Genomic DNA, 19645 nt, shown 5'->3' on the forward strand with positions numbered 1-19645 from the left:
ATGCATGGGATAGACAAACGAGGTGATACCGATATGGAACACGAACCTGATGTGCAAGCGGTATTTGAGAAGCAGCGTCTGGAACTGCTCAAATATAAGGATCGCCTGCCGCGCAGCATCGAGCCGGATGAAGCGGAAGCAAGAGGTCAACACTTGGCGGATACACTCGAAGCCCACTTTGACTTGGGGAAGGAGGAACAAAGGCAATGACCGATATGAAAAAGACCAACAACAATAACGAACAGCAGCAGGGTCAGGTGCAAACCTTACGAATGCAAAGTACTGACGGACGGAATAACCAGATGCCGCAGGACGAAGTGCAGCAAACCATAAGTCAGACGCTGCAGGATCGCTCGGATGAGTTTGACCCCAAGAAGGAACAGGCAATCCTGGCCTCCTTTGCCGATCCCGATGTTGCACAGAAAGCATCCAACGAATTGAAGAAAATGGGGATCAACACCGTGCAAATTGATCGTGTATCCCCGTACCCCGGGCAGCCGACGCAAAATCTCAGGAACCCCATAACCGGAAACATTCCGTCTCTTGGGGAGCTGACTTTAGGGATGGATGCCATTTCCAGCCGGGATGCCGGGGTACTGATGGCGGCGGATCCTTCTGCCAGCGGATACGCCACTACAGCGGATGACGTATCCGGGGAGGACATTCTGCTTACGGCCGTCGTTCCCAAAGACAAGGTGGAGCAGGCAGTTCAGGTAATCCGCTCCCATGGCGGCCATACATAGGAAAAAAAGAAGCGAGCCGAATCGGCTCGCTTCTTTGACTTATGTGTATTGTCCCAAATGAAATGGTGGCTCGGGACGGAATCGAACCGCCGACACGAGGATTTTCAGTCCTCTGCTCTACCGACTGAGCTACCGAGCCACAACGCTATTTACTATACTTGACAAGCGCATCAATGTCAATCGTTTTTGGCTTGTACATTATGGCAGACACACCAACCCCTTGCGGGGCTGGTGTGTTGTACGAGCTTAGATTTGCAGATGGCCGGTGTCATGGCTGGGATGTGTGTGTCCCTGTCCGTCCTGGATGGGGACATAGTTGGTTCCGTTGTACATTTCTTCGATCAGATGGCCATATTTTTGCAGAACCGTCTTGTTGCGAACCTTCATCGTGGGAGTCAGTTCCTCCCCCTCCAGTGTCAACTCGTTCGACAGAATGACCGCCCGTTTGGGTTTCTCGAAGTCAGCAAACGGCTCCGAATACTTAATCACTTCCTGGCGAAGCAGCTCCCGGATCTTCGGATGGCTTACCCATTTGCCTTGATCGTCTCCCAGTTGCAGTTCATCCGCGACGGATTTTAAGGCGAGAAAGTCGGGAACGATCAAGCAGGTGACATATTGTCTTTTATCTCCGATCAAAACGGTCTGTGAGATGTAAGGGCTAAGGGATATGGAGTTTTCCACCGGCCATGGAGCCACATTTTTTCCGGTGGCCAGAACGATGATGTTTTTTTTGCGATCCACAATCTTTACGTACCCATTGTCGATTTCGGCGATGTCTCCCGTTTGCAGCCAACCGTCCGGGGTAATCGTCTTGGCGGTTTCTTCCGGATTCTTGTAATAGCCCATCATGACGTTTGGTCCTCTCACCAACAGTTCCCCATCTTCCGCCAATTTGATTTCCACTCCGGGAATGGGGACTCCTACCGTTCCTCTACGCAGCTTGCCAAACGGGTTCGTGCATATAACGGGGGATGCCTCCGTCATTCCATACCCTTCATAACAATCAATGCCCGCCTTCCCGAAGAATTCGGAGATGTCGGCCGCCAACCCGGCACCGCCTGACACGATGAATCGGAGATTTCCGCCCAAGCCTTGTCTTACTTTTTCATAAATGAGCCGGTCCACGATTCGATAGGCCAACCCTGAGCGTGTTTCATTGGCCAGACCCCGTTCCAGTACCTTCCTTATCAGCTTCGGGGATTGTTCCACTCTTCCGTGGATACGGGCATAGACTTTTTCCAGTAATCTGGGGACGGTGCAGAATACAGTGGGACGTATCTCCTGCAGATTGACTTGAATGGTTTCGATGCTTTCGGCATAGGCAATGGTTGCCCCCGATGATAAGATGGCGTACTGGCCGACGGTTCGTTCGAAAATGTGGGATAAAGGAAGATAGGACAAAGCGATATCAGTCGGATGAATGGGTAAGCAGGACAAGCTGGCGCGGATGTTGGAAGTGATGTTGGAGTGGGAAAGCATGACGCCCTTGGGAGTTCCGGAAGTGCCTGAGGTGTGTACGATTGTCGCCAACTGGCTTTCCGGGATGGCGGCATAATCAGGTCGGCCCAGAGTGCCCTCCTGCTTCATGCCAAGCTTCAGCACGTCCTTGAAGGGTAAGATGCGGTCGGCACACTCATCTGCACAGTCTGTTTCCGGTTGAATAAGAATTGCGCATTTCAGTTTATCGGGCCAGATTTGAAGAATTTTGCCAAGTTGTGTCTGGTCCTGCACTATTAAATATTCCACGTCGGCATTTCGCAGAATAAACTCAACCTGAGGTGAAGGCAGTGTCGGGTAGATGGGAGTCACCACCGCACCCAATGACAGAACAGCATAGTCACTGATGGCCCATTGCGGGCAATTGTTGGAGAGAAGACCCACTTTATCGCCCTCTTTGACCCCAAGCGATTTTAGTCCGATCGCGAAGTATTGAATCTCATTCCAAAATTCGGCATAGGTAATGGAGTGCCATTGTCCATCTTGCTTGTTTCGGAGACATTCCTTGCTTGGATTGGCTCTGACTGCCTCATGCAGCATTTCCACAAGATTCATACGGTGCCTCCCTTTTTCTGTATTCTATCTATATATATTTCGACTGATGTGTTTGAATCCCCTCCGGATGCGACTGGTTCGATGACTCGTTCATTCCGTCGCCTCGTTCAGGTAGTCATCGGCGGTTCCCAAAGATCAGTGGGATTTCTCCATGTCTGGATTTTTTTACATAATGTACCTGCTGTGAAGTCTGATTTCAGGCTTATTTTTAATTTTTGGGGTGTCATGTCAAGAACAGAACTGATTTTCAGGCTTATTCAAGGGATTTTCGAGGTGTACAAGTAAGAAATGACATTTAGGACTGAAAACCAGTCCTATTTCTGGAGTACCTTTGATTCCATAAAAATAAGACTGAATTCCAGCCTATTACTGCTCAGACGAACCCGGACGTATTACAACAAATTATCTCATGCGTGTTTTCATCTGTCAGTAAACCAAATGAGAAAAGGTACCCATGAAGGGTACCTTTTCTCATTTGGCGGAGCTGACGGTATGCGGCAGTCAAGCTGCCGGCTGCGATGTGTCGCTCCCGAAGCGCAGCTCCGACGAACCCAGGTTTCTCGAATCCCTGACGGAATTTCAAAGTGGCGGAGCTGACGGGATTCGAACCCGCGGTCTCCCGCGTGACAGGCGGGCATGTTAGGCCACTACACCACAGCTCCAAAACACCCCATAAAGTGACGCGAAACGTTGTAGCGTATTCCGGGTACTTTATGGGAACCCTCGAAATATAATCTGGTGACCCCAAGGGGATTCGAACCCCTGTTACCGCCGTGAAAGGGCGGTGTCTTAACCACTTGACCATGGGGCCAGGAAACTGGTGAGCCATGATGGACTCGAACCATCGACACCCTGATTAAAAGTCAGGTGCTCTACCGACTGAGCTAATGGCTCTCAAACTCGCCGCTCTCTCGCATCAGAACCGCCGTCATCGCGGCGACAAGAAAAATCATAACACGAAGCAACTTTTAAAAGCAACCCTTTTTCTATGATTTTTTGATAGGAAATTCTGGAGGAATAGCCATGCAAAAAGCCAGTCAATCAAGCCTGCAAAAACAGCACCCGAAGGTGCCGTATGCGTTCTGATCAGTAAATATCGGTTACAGGAACTGTCTGTTCCCGGTTGGGACCAATCGAGAAAATCGCCAACGGAACACCGGTCACTTCGGCTATTTTTTCAATATACGCACGGGTATTGGCCGGAAGATCTTCGTAGGAACGAACTCCCGTAATATCTTCGTCCCATCCCGGCAGCGTTTCATAGACCGGCTCACACTTGGCCAACACTTTCAGACTTGTCGGAAACTCCTTCAGGATCTCCCCGTTGTGCCTGTATGCGGTACAAATCTTCAGTTCCTTCAGTCCCGTCAGGATATCCAGTCGGGTGATGGCCATTCCATCAAGGCCCGAAACTCGGCGAGCGTGCCGGACAACCAGCGAGTCAAACCATCCGACACGGCGCGGACGTCCGGTGGTGGTACCGTATTCGCGTCCCGTCTCCCGGATGAATTGCCCGGTCTCATCCAGCAGTTCCGTTGGGAACGGGCCGTCTCCTACACGGGTACTATATGCTTTTACCACACCGATAACCTTATCAATCTTGGTAGGACCAACACCAGCCCCGATGCAAACGCCGCCGGCAACCGGATTTGATGATGTAACGTAAGGGTAGGTTCCCTGATCGATATCAAGCATCGACGCTTGCGCACCTTCAAACAGCACGTCTTTGCCTGCATCAATCGCTTCGTTCAACACAACGGAGGTGTCGGTCACATAGGGGCGTATCACTTCCGCATATCCCAGGTACTCCCGGTAAACCGCTTCGTAGTCAAACCCTTCCGCTCCGTAAAGCTTATCGAACACACGATTTTTCTCTTCCAGATTGCGCTTCAATTTGGCTGCGAACTCTTCCGGATCCAGCAGATCAATTATGCGGATACCCACCCTGGCAGCTTTGTCCATGTATGCGGGACCGATCCCTTTTCTGGTGGTGCCGATTTTGTTGCTGCCTTTGCTTTCTTCTTCCAGTTCGTCCAGTTTGATATGATAAGGCATCACAACATGCGCCCGATCTGAAATACGCAGGTTGTCCGCAGACACCCCGTTGTTCTTCAAATATGTAAGTTCATCCACCAGCGCTTTCGGATTGACGACCATGCCGTTGCCGATCACGCAGATTTTTTCAGGATAAAAAATACCGGATGGAATGAGGTGAAGCTTAAATTCCTTGCCCTGAATCGAGATGGTATGACCGGCGTTGTTTCCCCCTTGGTAACGGGCAACCACTCCCGCCTTTTCCGCCAAAAAGTCGGTAATTTTGCCTTTTCCTTCATCGCCCCACTGGGTACCTACAACCACTAAGGTTGCCATACGGCAACACCTCCATATGAATACATTCCCCGAGACCAAGTGTGACCATGCACCTAATCCCACTAAGTGAGTGTAACAGGAACTGGCGAAATCGTCAAGACAAAACACGAACGTTTAAATTTAATGTTATAGTATTTGTTCGTATTTGCAATTCGCAGTGGAAATACTCCAAAACAAAAAACCGGAACAGCATTGCATCCTGTTCCAGTCTTATAGAATCAGACCCCAGCAGCTTCCCGCTCGAGGGAGACGAATTTGTTGAAATTCTTCAGGAACACCAACTCCACTTTGCCCGTCGGGCCGTTTCTCTGCTTAGCGATCAGAATCTCGATAATGTTCTTTTTCTCCGAATCCGGGTCGTAGTAATCGTCCCGGTACAGAAAGGCCACAATATCGGCATCCTGTTCGATGGAGCCCGATTCCCTCAGGTCGGACAGCATCGGTCGTTTGTCCTGGCGCTGCTCGACCGAACGGCTGAGCTGCGATAAGGCGATCACCGGCACGTTCAATTCACGGGCAATCAGCTTCAGCGTCCGGGAGATTTCGGAGATCTCCTGCTGCCGGTTGTCTCCCTTGCCTCTTCCCTGGATCAACTGCAGGTAGTCAATCAGAATCATCCCGAGCCCATGTTCCTGCTGCAGTCTCCGGCATTTGGAACGTATGTCCGCCACCGTGATGCCTGGCGTATCGTCAATAAAAATCGGCGCTTCTGCCAATGTGCTTACTGCCATGGTCAATTTCGGCCAATCGTCGTCATCCAAATACCCGGTCCGCATTTTCCCCGCGTCAATGGTGGCTTCCGCACAGAGGATCCGCTGAACCAGCTGTTCCTTGGACATCTCGAGGGAGAAGATGGCTACGGGCACCTTGGAGCGAACAGCCACATTCTGGGCAATATTCAGGGAAAAGGCGGTCTTCCCCACAGACGGACGGGCTGCCACGATAATCAGATCCGATTTCTGGAACCCGGAAGTAATCCGGTCCAGATCCGGGTACCCGGTCGGAACCCCCGTGACTCCCCCCTTGTTGGAAAAGAGGAATTCAATCCGTTCAAATGTGGCGAGCAGGATGTCCTTGATCGGGGTAAACCCGCGGGCGATCTTCTCATTGGTCAACTCCGCAATGCGGCGCTCCGCATCATCGATCAAGCCCACCACATCGTCCGTTCCTTCATAACCGGAAGCGGCAATTTGAGTAGCCACCCTGATCAAGCGTCGAACGACCGCTTTCTCCTTGACGATGGCCGCATAGTAATCCGCGTTGGCAGCAGTAGGTACCGTATTGGCCAATGTAGCCAGATAGGAAACGCCACCGACTTCTTCAATCACACCCAGATTCTGCAGATGGGCAGTCAGGGTTACAATGTCAACCGGTTCTCCCCGCTCCGCCACTTCGATCATGCTTTCAAAGATCTTCTGGTGGCTCGACCGGTAGAAATCTTCCGGCTTCAGGATTTCGGTCACGGTCATGAGCGTGTCCGGTTCAATCAGAACCGCGCCCAGGACCGCCTGTTCCGCTTCAATATTCTGCGGAGGCACCCGCTCCATCAGTTTGTCATCCATGCAGCGTCCTCCTTTGAAGACTAGCTGACTTTCTCCGATTTATCCGGAAAGACAAGCTCCAATACGTCGTCAATAGTTTCGACCACGGTCACCTGTATTCCTGTAGTATCATTCGGCACATCCCGTTCGTTTTCCTTCGGGACCAATACATGGGTAAGACCCGCCTGCTTGGCGCCGAAGATTTTCTCCCGAATGCCGCCAACCGGCTTGATCCGTCCCTGAATGGAAATCTCGCCTGTAATGCCAATCCACTGCGGAAGTGCCCGACCCGTAACGGCTGAGTACACCGCCAGGAAGATCGCCACTCCGGCAGAAGGTCCGTCAATTCTTCCTCCGCCGACCGCATTGACATGCACATCATAATCGCCTAGATCCTGGCCTGTCATGCGGCGAAATACGGCAGCCGCATTGAAGACCGAATCCTTCGCCATGGAACCTGCGGTGTCATTAAATCGCAGCCTTCCTTTCCCCTTTTCGCTTGCAGGAAACGCGACCGATTCGATCTCAATGACAGAACCAAGGTATCCGGCAACGCCAAGACCGTTAACGCGCCCAACCTCCAAACTGTTATGGTTTTGTTGGCGAACATAAGGGTGCAACCGGCTCATTTGCAGGACTTCTTCCACGTCCTTCAGTGAGATTTGCTCCGATGGCTGGCCGGATTTGCCTTCTTTGTATTTCATGAGGCCATAGGCGTCCACCAGAACGTTAACCGCTTTCCGTCCTTCAATCGTATAGCGTGCAATCAGTTCGGGAACGCCCTGCTCAACGGATACCTTGAGACGGTTTGCCGCCCCTACAATGATGTCTTCCACCTGTTCCGGCACAAGCGGTTCAAAGAACACTTCCGCGCAGCGGGAACGAAGGGCCGGATTGATTTCGTGCGGCTCCCGGGTAGTGGCGCCAATCAGAATAAAGTCCGCAGGTGCGCCTTCCTCAAACAACTTTTTGATATATTTGGGAACGTTCGGATCCTCCGGGTCGTAATAGGGAGAATCAAACTGGACCCGCTTGTCCTCAAGCACCTTTAACAGTTTGTTTTGCAGAACCGGATCCAGTTCCCCAATTTCATCTATAAACAGAACGCCCCCGTGAGCATCGGTCACGAGACCTGTCTTCGGTTCCGGGATGGCCGTGTCGGCAAGATCCTTGCGCGCGCCTTGGTAAATCGGGTCATGAACCGATCCCAGCAAAGGATTCGTTATATCCCGGGGATCCCAACGCAGCGTGGTTCCATCCACTTCCACGAAGGGGGCATCTTCCGCAAACGGCGTGGTGGCCAACTTGGCTGCTTCTTTTAACGCTAAACGGGCCGCAGTCGTCTTCCCTACACCCGGCGGGCCATAGATAATCACATGTTGCGGGAACGGGGAAGCCAATTTTGAGATAAGTGACTGAACACCCTGTTCCTGTCCCACAATATCCTTGAGAGATTGCGGACGAACCAGCTCCAGAGTGGAACGGGACAAGTGGATGTGCTCCAACTTCTCCAGCTTGGCATACTTCTTCAGAGTCTGGGCGTTTTCCGGGCCTGACTTCTCCTTGACCAGCTGGGTGCGGATTTCCTGCATGTATTCTTCATGCCGTTCCTGCATCTTCTCATTGACTTTCGCCTCGATTTCCGCTTCCACAGAGCGGCGCGCCAGCATATCTGCAAGCGCTTCCTCCACTTCCTGCAGAATCTCCGGAATCTGTTCAGGCTCCGGCCGTTCTTCAATGTTCGGGTTTTCAAACACGATTCTTTGCAGGGCAATCACACGGTCGGTCAAGTCGGGGGAACGCATCAGATTGAGCGCTTCCAGCTTACCCGCCCGCAGCACCAATTTGTCTGCGCCGTGGATGCTGCTTAATATGCCAAAAAGCGCTGTCACCTGGCGACGGAGCGCTTCTTCGTTTTCAAGTTTCTTGTGCAGTGTACTGTTCGGTATCAGATTCAGTTTTTCCAATAACTTCTTCATGTGTTACTCCGCTTGTACATGAATGCGCAAGTCTGCAGACACTTCCGGATGAAGTTTGACCTGAACCACGGTCGTACCCAATGCCTTAATCGGTTCTTCCAGATGAATCTTGCGCTTGTCCACTTTTACTTTCATCGCTTCCAATGCATCGGCAATCTGCTTGCTGGTGATCGATCCGAACACGCGACCGCTTTCGCCCGCTTTGGTCTTGAGGGAGACGACAGTCTGCTCAAGGATTGCTTTCAGCTTCTTTGCTTCTTCCAGTTCTTCCTGGGCTCTTTTCTCAGCTGCCTTGTTTTGCGCTTGCAGTCTGTTCAGGTTTGCGGCGTTTGCTTCTGCCGCCAGCCCCTTTTTCAACAGAACATTCCGGGCGTATGCGTCCGCAACCTCCTTGATTTCTCCTTTTTTGCCTTGTCCTTTTACATCTTGAAGAAAAATCACTTTCATGACAAACCCTCCTGCCTACTCCTCCATATACTTGTTATACCATGAATCTGCGACCGACGTATTCAGGTAAAATAAGTTGCGATTGGAAATCCTTTTACTACTGTGGTTTCTTCTGCTGGAAATGCTGCTCCAGGATCATCAGATCCTCCTTCCAGATTTCATATTCGTTCTCCATCCCTGCGTTGCAGCGAATCCGGTCACGTATCAGGTCATCAAACTGCGAATAGCGCAGTCCGAGACGCCTGGCCAATACGTAACACAGAACCACGAGATTGGCCAGACACTCTTTCAGAAGGATCTCGCTTCCCCGGTGAAAGCCGCGAAAGAGACCTGCCAGACTGTCCGTCAACTCACACTTCAACCATTCAATCAGCTTGATGTTTTTCGCAATGTCCAGCTTCTCCCCCATATCATGCATAAAACATCCCCTCCACAATTGTCTAATCCTTCCACATGGTTGAGGCAATCTCCTGCATAAAAAAAGGAAACCCCACCAAGAACGCCGCCCATGGCCGTCCAACATAAGAGCCACATCCATGTGGCATGTTCGACACTGGCATGTCCATGTGCGTCGCAAAGCGGGGTCAAGTCTTGGTCCCGACTTACGGGCCTCCGTAATAGTCTCTTTGTGCAGCCGCCTCATCGTGCGAAGTCACATCTCCCAATACGCCGGGATTTACAGTCTCTTGGAGATCGTCTCCAAATTGTTCCAACCGTCCCGGTTTTCGTGGGGGCCGGTCCGGGTGGCGTGTGTTGGGTGCATTATTCGTTCCTCGGTCTGACATGCTGCTCACCTCCATGGGTAGTTTGCCCCGATTTGTGGTAAAATCGAGGCAGACTTTTGACGAGGGGGATCGTTATGAGTGAGCGTTATCAACAATATTTTTCAGCAAATCGGGACCATCACCTGAATGAACTTAAGGAACTGCTGGCCATTCCCAGCATCAGTGCCCTTTCCGAACATAAAGGGGACATGCAGCGGGCCTCCCAGTGGATTGCCGATTCCCTGAAAAAAGCGGGAATGGACAATGTGCAAATCATGCCGACCAAAGGGCATCCGGTTGTATACGGAGAATGGTTGAAAGCGGAAGGAAAGCCAACCGTGTTGATTTACGGTCACTATGACGTCCAGCCTGTCGACCCGATGGAATTGTGGGACTCTCCCCCCTTTGAAGCGGTGATTCGCGACGAGAAAATCTATGCCAGAGGGTCAAGCGACGACAAAGGGCAAGTGCTCATGCATATAAAGGCACTGGAAGCGATTTTACATAATGAAGGCACACTGCCGCTCAATTTTAAATTTTGCATTGAAGGGGAAGAAGAAATTGCAAGTCCGCACCTGGCGGAATTTGTGGAAGAACACAAAGATCTGCTTGCCGCCAACGTACTTGTAATCTCCGATACCCCCATGCTGGAAAAAGGAAGACCTGCCATCTGCACGGGGTTGAGAGGTCTTTGCGGACTGCAGATCGATGTGAAGGGAGCCAAAAGTGATCTGCACTCCGGCCTTTACGGCGGTGCGGTGCAAAATCCGATTCATGCCCTCGTCCACATTCTCGATACAATGCGGAATCCGGATGGGCAGATCACCGTGGAAGGGTTTTATGACAAGGTGGTTCCGGTATCGGAGAGTGAACGGGAAGAGTACCGTGCACTGGGGATTGATGAGGAGAGGATCCGTCAGGAACTGGGAGTGCCGGCATTCTTCGGCGAGAAAGGGTATTCCTTGCTGGAACGGACCTGGATTCGCCCTACATTGGAAATTAATGGCATCTATGGAGGGTTTCAGGGAGAAGGGATCAAGACCGTGCTGCCGGCTGAAGCGCACGCAAAAGTGACTTGTCGTCTGGTACCCGATCAGAACCCGGACGAAATCCTGGAACTCATTCGCAAGCATGTGGAGAAACACACTCCTCCAGGTGTAACAGTATCCGTCAGCTTCTTTGACCGTGGACGCCCGTTTTCCACCCCTATAGACCATCCGGCCATTCAAGCTGCGGGACGGGCATATGAAAAAGTATACGGAGTGCCTGTTGCCTACAACCGGATGGGCGGATCGATCCCGGTCGTGGAGACGATGGGGCGCATCCTGGATACCCCCGTTGTCCTGATGGGCTTCGCTTTGCCAAGCGAAAACTTCCACGCGCCCAACGAGCATTTTCATCTGGAAAACTTCGACAAGGGTCTGTTAACCCTTTGCGAATACTGGTTTGAGTTGGAGCGCTCCTTAAGCTAGCTGGCGGCGTCATACTAACGGAGGCTGTCCCCCATATGAGACAGCCTCCCTCAACCCCTTCTTTTCTCTTTCCTAAATTGTGATCCTCGCCCTGTCATTTATTTGCGAACTGTCCAAAGAATACAGAGCGTCAAACAAAGCCGCCTGGAAGGTCCCGGGTCCCTGTACCCGTTCGGCCGCGATCTCGCCGGCAATGTTGTAGCAGGTCAGAGCGGCAACACACGCATCTGCGTAGGTTCTCAAGTCTGCGTTGCGACCTGCTGCTCCTACAAACGCTCCCAACAGAGCGGTCGCCATGCACCCCGATCCGGTAATGGCCGCCAGAAGCGGATGGCCATTTTGCAAAGACCAAATGGTGTCTCCGTCTGTGACGTAATCGGTTTCCCCGGTTGCAATGACCACACAGCCTTTTTTTCGGGCATATTGGCGCATGACTTCCGGCAGGTTCTCTCCTGTGGAAGCGGAGTCTACCCCCTTCACTGCACCGCCTGCACCCAGCAGGACACTGATTTCACCAGCGTTCCCGCGCAATACGGTGAGCTTCAGTTCCTCCGTAACTATGCTGGCGGCATCGTTCCGGTAAGGCGTTGCCCCTACCCCAACCGGATCAAACACAACCGGGACCCCCACTTCGTTGGCCGCCTTGCCTGCAATCAGCATGGCCTCCACCACATTGTCGTCAAGGGTTCCCATGTTCAGGGCCAAACCGCTGGCTATCCGCGCCATATCGCCCACTTCCTGCTTCGCGTAGGCCATAACCGGAGATGCACCCAAGGCCAACAGTGCATTCGCTGCGATATTGGTCACCACCACGTTGGTGATGTTATGTACCAGCGGTCTTGCCTGTCTCACTTTGTCCAGCCATTGTGCCGCATCGAATCTGCTCAAGAATGATCCCTCCCCTGCGTTTCTTCTCCCCCCATTGTAACTTGTATTTGACACAAAACAACCACTTATTTTTTAAACACGTCGCCGGAGTTCTTCGTCGAATCTTTGTATAAATCCAGTGCCCAAAGCCCTTTTTTGGCTTCCCTTGCCTGTTTTTGCAGCTTTACAAACAGGTCGGAATACTTCACATTGGGCGGTATGGTCATTAACTGGGCGTATCCTTCCTTCAGCAGCAGTGCATTCATCATAACATTCTCAATGTCCTGCTCTGTTTTCGGTTTTTCCAGATAGATATAGGCCAATGTACGGTCATATTTGTCCTTGGGCTGGATGTCCACTTCCACAAAGACCTTTTTGCCCAACAGCTTGGACTTTGTAAATTCGCTCGCTTCTTTCCCATAAGGCATCGGGGAGACACCCGGTTTCACCGTTTCGGGAGTGTTCACTCCGATCAGGCGAACTTTTTCCGTGCCATCCAGTTCAAGCGTGTCTCCGTCCGTCACTTTTGTGACCGTTGCCCAACGTCCTTTGATCTTGATGGTTTCGGCTTGTTCCTGACTTCCTTTTGTTGGCCCCGCCTGTTCCACATTCTGTGCTCCGCATCCTGCCACTAGTAAAGATACCACGATGGCTGTGATGAACTTTTTCATTTGAAACCCTCATAACCCCCATTCTGATGCGGAAATATAATATCACAACATAGCATTATTGCACATTTTCAATCAAAAAATCAGAACCCCAAGTAAATGGAGGCTGTTCCCAAGCAGATCATCCCACTTAGGGCACAGCCCCCGGATCTTAAGGTGTCCCATGATCACTGTTCTCGTACCTTGCCTCAATTTGCGCTATCTTATAGGTATTGGACTTGGCATCCCATACGAACGTCACTTTTTGCTGCGAAACCTGTTCCCCGATCTGCTTGCCGGACTGCATCAATCCTTCCCGCAGTTTGGTTTCAAACACGAAAGTACTGTCATCTTTTATCGTGACTTTGGAGTTTTCAAATTTGACGGCTGTATCCAAAGCCGCTTTGGTCGACATGCTTTGTTTCATGTCTTCCGGTGGATCGTGTTTTTCCGGTTCCAGAAAGACTTCCCGATTCATTTTAATGATTTCGTCGTAGTTGCCCCGGGCGTATACTTTTGACATTTTGATCAGTGTTGCCTCAGCGGTCTTCTGCAGCTCAACTTCCGACTTGACAGCTTTCTCTTCCTTTGGCTTTCCCGGAGCTGGCTGGGCCGGTTGTTGCTCATTCTTTGTTGGCTCCTTCTGTGGCTGAGTATTGCTTTGCTGCGGGTTAGCTTGCGTTTGGGTTTGAGCCGGTTGGGCGGTCTCGCTTGGCTTGGAAAAACACCCGGTCAACAGCAGTCCGGTGGCGGTCAAAAGCAGGGCGGTTTTTCTCATATGGATGCATCACTCCATTGCTGTTTGGTTCTCTATCAATCTACCATATTTCCCCTATAGTACTTCGGGGGTGAGTGCTGGTTTGAAGGGGTCACAAAAACAAAGAAAACCCTTGTAATTTCAGAAACTCTGACATATTTATGTTCGGACATTTAGGAAAGCGAATGGACCCGTAAAAATGAACTAGAGTCGATTATTACGGGTACATTACGGGTACATTCCTTGAAAAAAACCTATGTTTCGGATACACTTAATTAAAATCTGGTAATTCGCGGAACGTAATTTTTTTCGTATTTAACCATGAACTAAACAGGTTCATTGGACGTTTATCGTTTTCACTTGACAAGATCGCAACTTGCTATTATAATGTACGTGTACATTATAATAGCTACTGCTATGCAATTAAAATTGTGCTTGTCCGGTCAGGTCTGGTGGGTACTCGCAAATCACTTGACTTTTAATTTTTATATGGTATAATGCGGTATGTATACCGCATTATACAGGTATTTGGGGTGAAAAATTTTATGGCTAGAAGCAGATTCAGTATAGCCAAACCTGATATCGAAAAATTTTTCAATGAAAACGACAAGCGGGTGTACACTCCCGGTGAACTCGAAAAAATATTCATCCTGAATAACAAAGAATGGCGTTTGGCAAAAACCTCAACGCTTAAATCGTTTGTTCAGTTTTTATTGGAACGTTCAAAAATGACCAGAGTCCCACTCGATTTTCCCCGCCCTCTTAATCGGTATATTTGGGGTCCCGTTACCTCAGATCTAATTTATGAAATATGCTTGTCTCTTAGTCCCAAAGCATACCTGACCCATTACACCGCAATGTTTTTGCACAACCTGACCGAACAGATTCCGAAAAATTTTTACGTCACTGTCGAACAAACGCCCAAATCCCGGGGAACCATCACGCAGGAAGACATTGACGAGGCATTTCAAAAACCGATTCGACGCACACAAAACGTTGCATCGTACCTGGATTGTAACATCACCCTGTTAAACGGGGCAGCTACCGGCAATCTGGGCGTGGTTTCGTTGTCGGGAGAATTCAGGGAAAAACTGCAAGTAACTAACATTGAAAGAACGCTTATTGACATTGCGGTGAGACCAGAATATTCCGGCGGGGTGTTTGAAGTTTTAAAAGCCTATGAAAGGGCAAAAGATCACGACGTGTCCGTAAACACTCTGAAAGCCTACGTCAAAAAAATCAATTTTGTATACCCATACCATCAAGTGATCGGTTTTTACCTGGAACGAGCCAGCTATTCAGAAAAAAGATTGAATCTGTTCGACATGGAAGAAAAGATATACGACTTTTATTTGATGCACGACATGAAAGACGTTCGATACTCAAAACGTTGGAGACTGTATTACCCGAGATCACTTGATGGATAGAAAGGGGCTGATCCTAATAGGGATCCTATAAAAATAGTTTATCTACTTTGGGACACCCACTTTGTTTTAGCCCACTTGACTGACAAGTTTATCCCCGGTGATCCGCTCCACCAAGTTGACCACAAAATCGAAATACAAATTGAACTCAATCTCTTTGTTTCTAGGAACGGTATCCCGTAGTGAGTCGAGATCTCCCGCGTGATACTCTCGGTAAAGCGGGATGGTTTTCAGCAAGTCGATCGGTACTTCTTTTAGTGCAAACACTTGCTTGACCAAATCATATTCGGGAACAGAGATTCCTACCACATTGTTCATCAACACATAGATATCGTAAAAGTCACGAGGTCTGGGATGCTTGTTTCTCCCGTTTATGGGGTATTCCGGCATTTGTTGACAAATTGCCCGAAGCTTTTCGATCACAAGCATTTCTGGCGTATAGACATATACAGTGTATCCATCGATTTCAACAGTTCGCGTGTCGTCGCAATATTCGTACTTGCTTATGTCGATTTCTAACTTTTTCCCCTGCTTCGGGCCCACTACTTCTGCCATCTTTCTTGCTTTGTGGAGATCTGAATTGAGTATGTCCCGGTGGACTTCCGGCAGGATTTTGAATTCAATAGCGTAGCCTCCCCAAAAATCCCGAAGCCCTTCCCTCCGCTTTTCCGGTTTTGGAATAAATTTAAAATCAAATACCACGTACCCTTCTTCCTGGAATACCCGGATCAAGGACCTCTCGATTTTATTGCTCACTTCCTGCAACTTTTCTTCTGGAATGTCCTCCTCCATGGAAAGATCAACATCTACGGAAGCACGGGCATCAATTTTGTATGCAAACTCAATTGCAGACCCGCCTTTAAGCACGAACATATCCATCAAATCATCATCGCCAAACATTGCGATAATAACCAGTTTCCGAATCATTTTTAATTTTTCCGCATTCATATAATCACTTCCTTAGAATTTTGTCCATATTAAAATTTAAATTATGGACAAAATATCGAAAAGGAAGGAACCTTCAGATATCGGCCGTATAGGTCTTGATACATCAAAAAAATAATAGCAGGTTTTTGTGATACCTACAGTTCCATCCTTAAACAGAATGATGGATGCAATCGCTTCATTGAAAGAAGGATTATTTCTAGAGAAGAGGCGCCCTGATCAAAACCGATCAAGGCGCTGCCTCTTCATGTTTGATAATCAGAAAGGCAAATCATCGTCCGAGATATCAATCGGTTTGCCATCGTCGACAAACGGATCGTCATCGAAGTTGCTGCCGCGCTTGTTATTGTTACCGCCGAAGCCTTGATTGCCCCCGAAGCCGCCGCCAAAGCCTGCACCGGATCCTTCGAATCCGCCACCGCCGGTGCTGTCCCCGCGGTCAAGGAAACGCACGTTGTCAGCCACCACTTCGGCCACGCGAACCCGCTGTCCTTCCTTGTTCTCATAGCTGCGGATCTGCAGGCGACCTTCCACAGCTGCCAAGCGCCCTTTCTTCAAATACTGTGCACACAATTCCCCAAGCTTCTGCCAAACCACGATATTGATAAAATCGGTCTCGCGCTCACCTTGCTGGTTGGCGCGCGGACGGTCAACCGCCAGTGTAAAGGATGCGACAGCGGTGCCGGTGGGTGTATAACGAAGCTCCGGATCGGCCGTCAATCGTCCGATCAGAATGATCCGGTTTAACATTCGGAAACTCCTCCATTACAATTCTTTTCTATCAGTCTATCACATTTCAGGATATTCGTCACAACTGCCATAAGGCCGGGCAAAAAAGCGAAAACGGGCACCAAGCGCACCGGATGTACGATGATACCCGTTGAGTGGTTACACGTTGAATCGGAAATGCATTACATCGCCGTCCTGTACCACATATTCCTTGCCCTCCAGGCGGAGAAGCCCTTTTTCTTTGGCGGCGTTCATGGAACCTGCTTTCACGAGATCGGAATAAGCCACGACTTCGGCGCGAATAAATCCCTTCTCAAAATCAGAGTGGATAACGCCTGCCGCACCGGGTGCCTTGGTTCCTTTGCGGATAGTCCAGGCCCGGACCTCTTTTTCTCCCGCGGTAAAGTAAGTGATAAGGCCAAGCAGTTTGTAGGCAGCCTTGATCAAGCGGTCGAGTCCTGATTCCTGAAGGCCGAGTTCCTGCAGGAACATCTCCCTGTCTTCGCCTTCCAGTTCCGCAATCTCCGACTCCACCCTAGCGGAGATGACAACGACTTCGGCCCCTTCTTCCGCCGCAAACTTTCGGACGGCTTGTACATTCGGATTGCCGTCAGGGTTCGCCACTTCGTCTTCCGAGACGTTCGCCACATACAGGACCGGCTTGATGGTCAGCAGATGGAGGTCACGAATCAGCAAGCGCTCTTCGTCATCCATTTCCACCGAGCGTGCGGGCTTGCCGTTCTCAAAGGCGCTCTTCAGACGCTCCAGCAAATTCACTTCTTGCTGCGCTTTCTTGTCTCCCCCCTTAAGGCCCTTGCGAGCGCGTTCCATCCGGCGCTCAACCGTTTCCATATCGGCAAAGATCAATTCCAGGTTGATCGTTTCCATATCGGAGAGAGGATCGACCTTTCCTGCTACGTGGGTGATATTGGTATCTTCAAAGCAGCGCACCACATGGGCGATGGCGTTTACTTCCCGGATATGGGACAGGAACTTGTTGCCCAGACCTTCTCCCCGGCTCGCTCCCTTCACCAGGCCGGCTATATCCACAAACTCGAACGCGGTCGGCAGAATTCGCTGCGGGTTCACAATCTCAGCCAGCTTTTGCAAGCGCTCGTCCGGCACCTCCACCACGCCAACGTTCGGATCAATGGTGCAGAACGGGTAGTTGGCCGCTTCCGCACCCGCTTTCGTTATCGCATTAAAAAGGGTCGATTTCCCGACGTTGGGAAGACCCACAATCCCTACACACAAAGCCATTGAGGCACACCTCCAATACTCACACCTTTTCATTATAGCAAAAAGAAAAAGCCCGGCAACGGCCTTAATGTAGCTCCTTGTTCACCTGAAAAAAGTCTACCCTGCTGGTATCATACTCTGCCCTACAACTCAGACTCATGAAAAATTTGATCAGGCTCATTGAGCGGTACAAAATCTAAACTTCTACACTCAGAACATTTGGCAAAGCCTTTACTCGTTTCATGTCCTCTGGAGACGTATCCCGGACGATTCCGGTCGCCCTTTCCTTGATCTCGAGCAGGAGGATTTCTATTGGCTGTTTCATAACTCCCCCTCCGTTCTGGTAACACTATGATTTATGTCAAATTGTAAGCACCAGTTCAAAGTGAAATTCAAGCAGGTCTCGATTTGACCTGGTTGCTGCAAATGACGAATTTGAACAGATCTCAACTCATCTGAACCAATTCCTAGTTACTGGGGCTTGTTATGGGGTTAAAAAACAGTATGGGGAAATTGAGGTTATTTATCCAGAATGAGGTTATTCACAGTAGAGTTATAACTCTCAGGTTCAAATATATTAATGCTGTATAATAAAGGGAGTTGATAATAAAATAGCCGGGTGATTAAGTATGGAATATATTCTGTACATGGATGAATCAGCTAAGGAAGGGCCTTATTACGGCAATTTTTATGGCGGTGCCCTTGTAAGGTCAACTGATTACGATTACGTGATCGATCAATTGTCAGGCAAGAAAAAGGAACTCCACTTGTTCAAAGAGGTGAAGTGGCAGCGAGTAACACTACCCTATTTAACCAAATACATCGAACTTATTGATGTCTTTTTTGACCTTATACAACAGGACTTGGTCAAGATGCGTGTCATGTTTACGCACAACTACAGACGTGCTATAAATCTAAGCAAAGATCAGGTCGATAACACCTTTACTATGCTGTATTATCAATTCTTTAAGCACGCCTTTGGTCTGAAATATTCAAACCCTACACCTTCTCGTGAGATTGGTTTGAGACTTTATTTTGACGAATTACCTGTCGCACCAGCAAATCGTGATATTTTTAAAGATTTTATCCATGGATTGCAATGGAGTGAGGACTTTAGATCCGCAAATCTTTCAATCGAGAGACACAATATTACTGAGGTCAAATCGGACGAGCATGTTATTCTGCAATACATGGACATTGTTCTTGGGGCTATGTATTTCAGACTCAACAACTTGCATAAAGAAAAACCAGAAGGAAGTCGCATAAGAGGAAAGCGAACTATTGCCAAAGAGAAACTGTACAAACATATAAACAAAAGAATTCGTAATATCTACCCAAACTTTAATATTGGTATTTCAACCGGTGTACGGTCCTATGAGGATCGCTGGAACCATCCTTATAGGCATTGGCTATTTGTTCCATCTGAGCATAAAATTGCACCCGAGTTTTCAAAGAAAAAGTGAAAGACCCCATCTTCCCTACCTCAATGGCCCAAGCAACATAAATCTTGAGCGTTCGGGTTGACAGAGCCTTTCTCTACCCTAAATGTAATTCTCGTTTAGCAAAATGTCAATCATTTTATCTAAAAATTCGCTTTTAGTCAAGAATATAAACGAAAACAAATTGATCCCATTTAGGTGGATGATTTTGAAAAATATTCGCGTGGCCG

At 49.4% G+C, this 19645-nt stretch carries 19 protein-coding genes and 4 tRNA genes; 5 read left to right on the forward strand and 18 right to left on the reverse strand.

The genetic code is table 11. The features are described from left to right. Positions 1 to 33 precede the first annotated feature (33 nt). On the forward strand, positions 34 to 210 hold the full coding sequence (locus tag EFBL_RS20445; RefSeq protein ID WP_165912526.1) for a hypothetical protein: 177 nt from the start codon (positions 34 to 36) through the stop codon (positions 208 to 210). Further along, the gene (locus tag EFBL_RS03720; RefSeq protein ID WP_231705677.1) at positions 207 to 743 is read left to right on the forward strand and encodes a hypothetical protein; all 537 of its coding nucleotides are present in this window, start codon (positions 207 to 209) and stop codon (positions 741 to 743) included. Before EFBL_RS20445 ends, EFBL_RS03720 begins: the two co-directional genes overlap by 4 nt. A gap of 63 nt (positions 744 to 806) precedes the next feature. Here the strand turns inward: EFBL_RS03720 and EFBL_RS03725 are convergent. The 11 genes from EFBL_RS03725 to EFBL_RS20245 form a co-directional block, all read right to left on the reverse strand. Continuing rightward, a tRNA-Phe gene (locus tag EFBL_RS03725) sits at positions 807 to 882 on the reverse strand. Between the two features lie 107 nt (positions 883 to 989). Beyond that, a complete protein-coding gene (locus tag EFBL_RS03730; RefSeq protein ID WP_096180792.1) occupies positions 990 to 2795 on the reverse strand; it encodes an AMP-dependent synthetase/ligase in 1806 nt (601 codons plus the stop codon). 585 nt (positions 2796 to 3380) lie between these two features. Beyond that, positions 3381 to 3457: transfer RNA gene (locus EFBL_RS03735), tRNA-Asp, on the reverse strand. Between the two features lie 74 nt (positions 3458 to 3531). After that, positions 3532 to 3606: transfer RNA gene (locus EFBL_RS03740), tRNA-Glu, on the reverse strand. 7 nt (positions 3607 to 3613) lie between these two features. Next, positions 3614 to 3689 (reverse strand) — tRNA-Lys (locus EFBL_RS03745). A gap of 192 nt (positions 3690 to 3881) precedes the next feature. Next, the gene (locus EFBL_RS03750; protein ID WP_096180793.1) at positions 3882 to 5165 is read right to left on the reverse strand and encodes an adenylosuccinate synthase; all 1284 of its coding nucleotides are present in this window, start codon (positions 5163 to 5165) and stop codon (positions 3882 to 3884) included. A gap of 218 nt (positions 5166 to 5383) precedes the next feature. Continuing rightward, positions 5384 to 6727, reverse strand: coding sequence for a replicative DNA helicase (gene dnaB, locus EFBL_RS03755; protein ID WP_096180794.1), 1344 nt, complete (start codon positions 6725 to 6727; stop codon positions 5384 to 5386). 20 nt (positions 6728 to 6747) lie between these two features. After that, positions 6748 to 8685, reverse strand: coding sequence for a Lon family ATP-dependent protease (gene lonC / locus EFBL_RS03760; RefSeq protein ID WP_096180795.1), 1938 nt, complete (start codon positions 8683 to 8685; stop codon positions 6748 to 6750). Positions 8686 to 8688: 3 nt separating this feature from the next. Then, the gene (gene rplI, locus EFBL_RS03765) at positions 8689 to 9132 is read right to left on the reverse strand and encodes a 50S ribosomal protein L9 (RefSeq protein ID WP_096180796.1); all 444 of its coding nucleotides are present in this window, start codon (positions 9130 to 9132) and stop codon (positions 8689 to 8691) included. Between the two features lie 97 nt (positions 9133 to 9229). Next, positions 9230 to 9550, reverse strand: a complete 321-nt coding sequence (locus EFBL_RS20450) for a MazG-like family protein (protein WP_165912527.1) — start codon at positions 9548 to 9550, stop codon at positions 9230 to 9232. A 184-nt stretch (positions 9551 to 9734) separates the two neighbouring features. Continuing rightward, entirely contained in the window at positions 9735 to 9917 is a 183-nt protein-coding gene (locus tag EFBL_RS20245) for a hypothetical protein (protein WP_131927698.1), read from the reverse strand. A gap of 74 nt (positions 9918 to 9991) precedes the next feature. On the opposite strand from EFBL_RS20245, the gene EFBL_RS03775 reads away from it, so the two are divergent. After that, positions 9992 to 11368, forward strand: a complete 1377-nt coding sequence (locus tag EFBL_RS03775) for a dipeptidase (RefSeq protein WP_096180798.1) — start codon at positions 9992 to 9994, stop codon at positions 11366 to 11368. 72 nt (positions 11369 to 11440) lie between these two features. On the opposite strand, the gene thiM is transcribed toward EFBL_RS03775, so the two are convergent. From thiM to EFBL_RS03790, 3 genes are all read right to left on the reverse strand, one after another. Continuing rightward, on the reverse strand, positions 11441 to 12256 hold the full coding sequence (gene thiM, locus EFBL_RS03780) for a hydroxyethylthiazole kinase (protein ID WP_096180799.1): 816 nt from the start codon (positions 12254 to 12256) through the stop codon (positions 11441 to 11443). Positions 12257 to 12321: 65 nt separating this feature from the next. Further along, positions 12322 to 12906: a thermonuclease family protein gene (locus tag EFBL_RS03785; protein ID WP_096180800.1), complete on the reverse strand. Its 585-nt coding sequence runs from the start codon at positions 12904 to 12906 to the stop codon at positions 12322 to 12324. 148 nt (positions 12907 to 13054) lie between these two features. Then, positions 13055 to 13660: a hypothetical protein gene (locus tag EFBL_RS03790; RefSeq protein ID WP_096180801.1), complete on the reverse strand. Its 606-nt coding sequence runs from the start codon at positions 13658 to 13660 to the stop codon at positions 13055 to 13057. A 524-nt stretch (positions 13661 to 14184) separates the two neighbouring features. Between EFBL_RS03790 and EFBL_RS20885 the strand changes: the two genes are divergently transcribed. Beyond that, positions 14185 to 15066: a type IV toxin-antitoxin system AbiEi family antitoxin domain-containing protein gene (locus EFBL_RS20885; protein WP_096180802.1), complete on the forward strand. Its 882-nt coding sequence runs from the start codon at positions 14185 to 14187 to the stop codon at positions 15064 to 15066. A gap of 66 nt (positions 15067 to 15132) precedes the next feature. Here the strand turns inward: EFBL_RS20885 and EFBL_RS03800 are convergent, their stop codons facing one another. The 4 genes from EFBL_RS03800 to EFBL_RS21610 all read right to left on the reverse strand — a co-directional run bounded on the left by EFBL_RS03800 (position 15133) and on the right by EFBL_RS21610 (position 18301). Further along, a complete protein-coding gene (locus EFBL_RS03800; RefSeq protein ID WP_096180803.1) occupies positions 15133 to 16011 on the reverse strand; it encodes a nucleotidyl transferase AbiEii/AbiGii toxin family protein in 879 nt (292 codons plus the stop codon). A 255-nt stretch (positions 16012 to 16266) separates the two neighbouring features. Then, positions 16267 to 16758, reverse strand: coding sequence for a single-stranded DNA-binding protein (gene ssb / locus EFBL_RS03805; RefSeq protein WP_096180804.1), 492 nt, complete (start codon positions 16756 to 16758; stop codon positions 16267 to 16269). A gap of 138 nt (positions 16759 to 16896) precedes the next feature. Next, complete coding sequence (gene ychF / locus EFBL_RS03810) at positions 16897 to 17997, reverse strand: redox-regulated ATPase YchF (RefSeq protein WP_096180805.1); 1101 nt, start codon at positions 17995 to 17997, stop codon at positions 16897 to 16899. Between the two features lie 175 nt (positions 17998 to 18172). After that, a complete protein-coding gene (locus EFBL_RS21610) occupies positions 18173 to 18301 on the reverse strand; it encodes a hypothetical protein (RefSeq protein ID WP_269432675.1) in 129 nt (42 codons plus the stop codon). 304 nt (positions 18302 to 18605) lie between these two features. Between EFBL_RS21610 and EFBL_RS03815 the strand changes: the two genes are divergently transcribed. Then, positions 18606 to 19439: a DUF3800 domain-containing protein gene (locus tag EFBL_RS03815; protein WP_096180806.1), complete on the forward strand. Its 834-nt coding sequence runs from the start codon at positions 18606 to 18608 to the stop codon at positions 19437 to 19439. The last annotated feature ends 206 nt before the right edge of the window (positions 19440 to 19645 follow it).

The organism is Effusibacillus lacus (assembly GCF_002335525.1).
Classification (GTDB): Bacteria; Bacillota; Bacilli; order Tumebacillales; family Effusibacillaceae; genus Effusibacillus; species Effusibacillus lacus.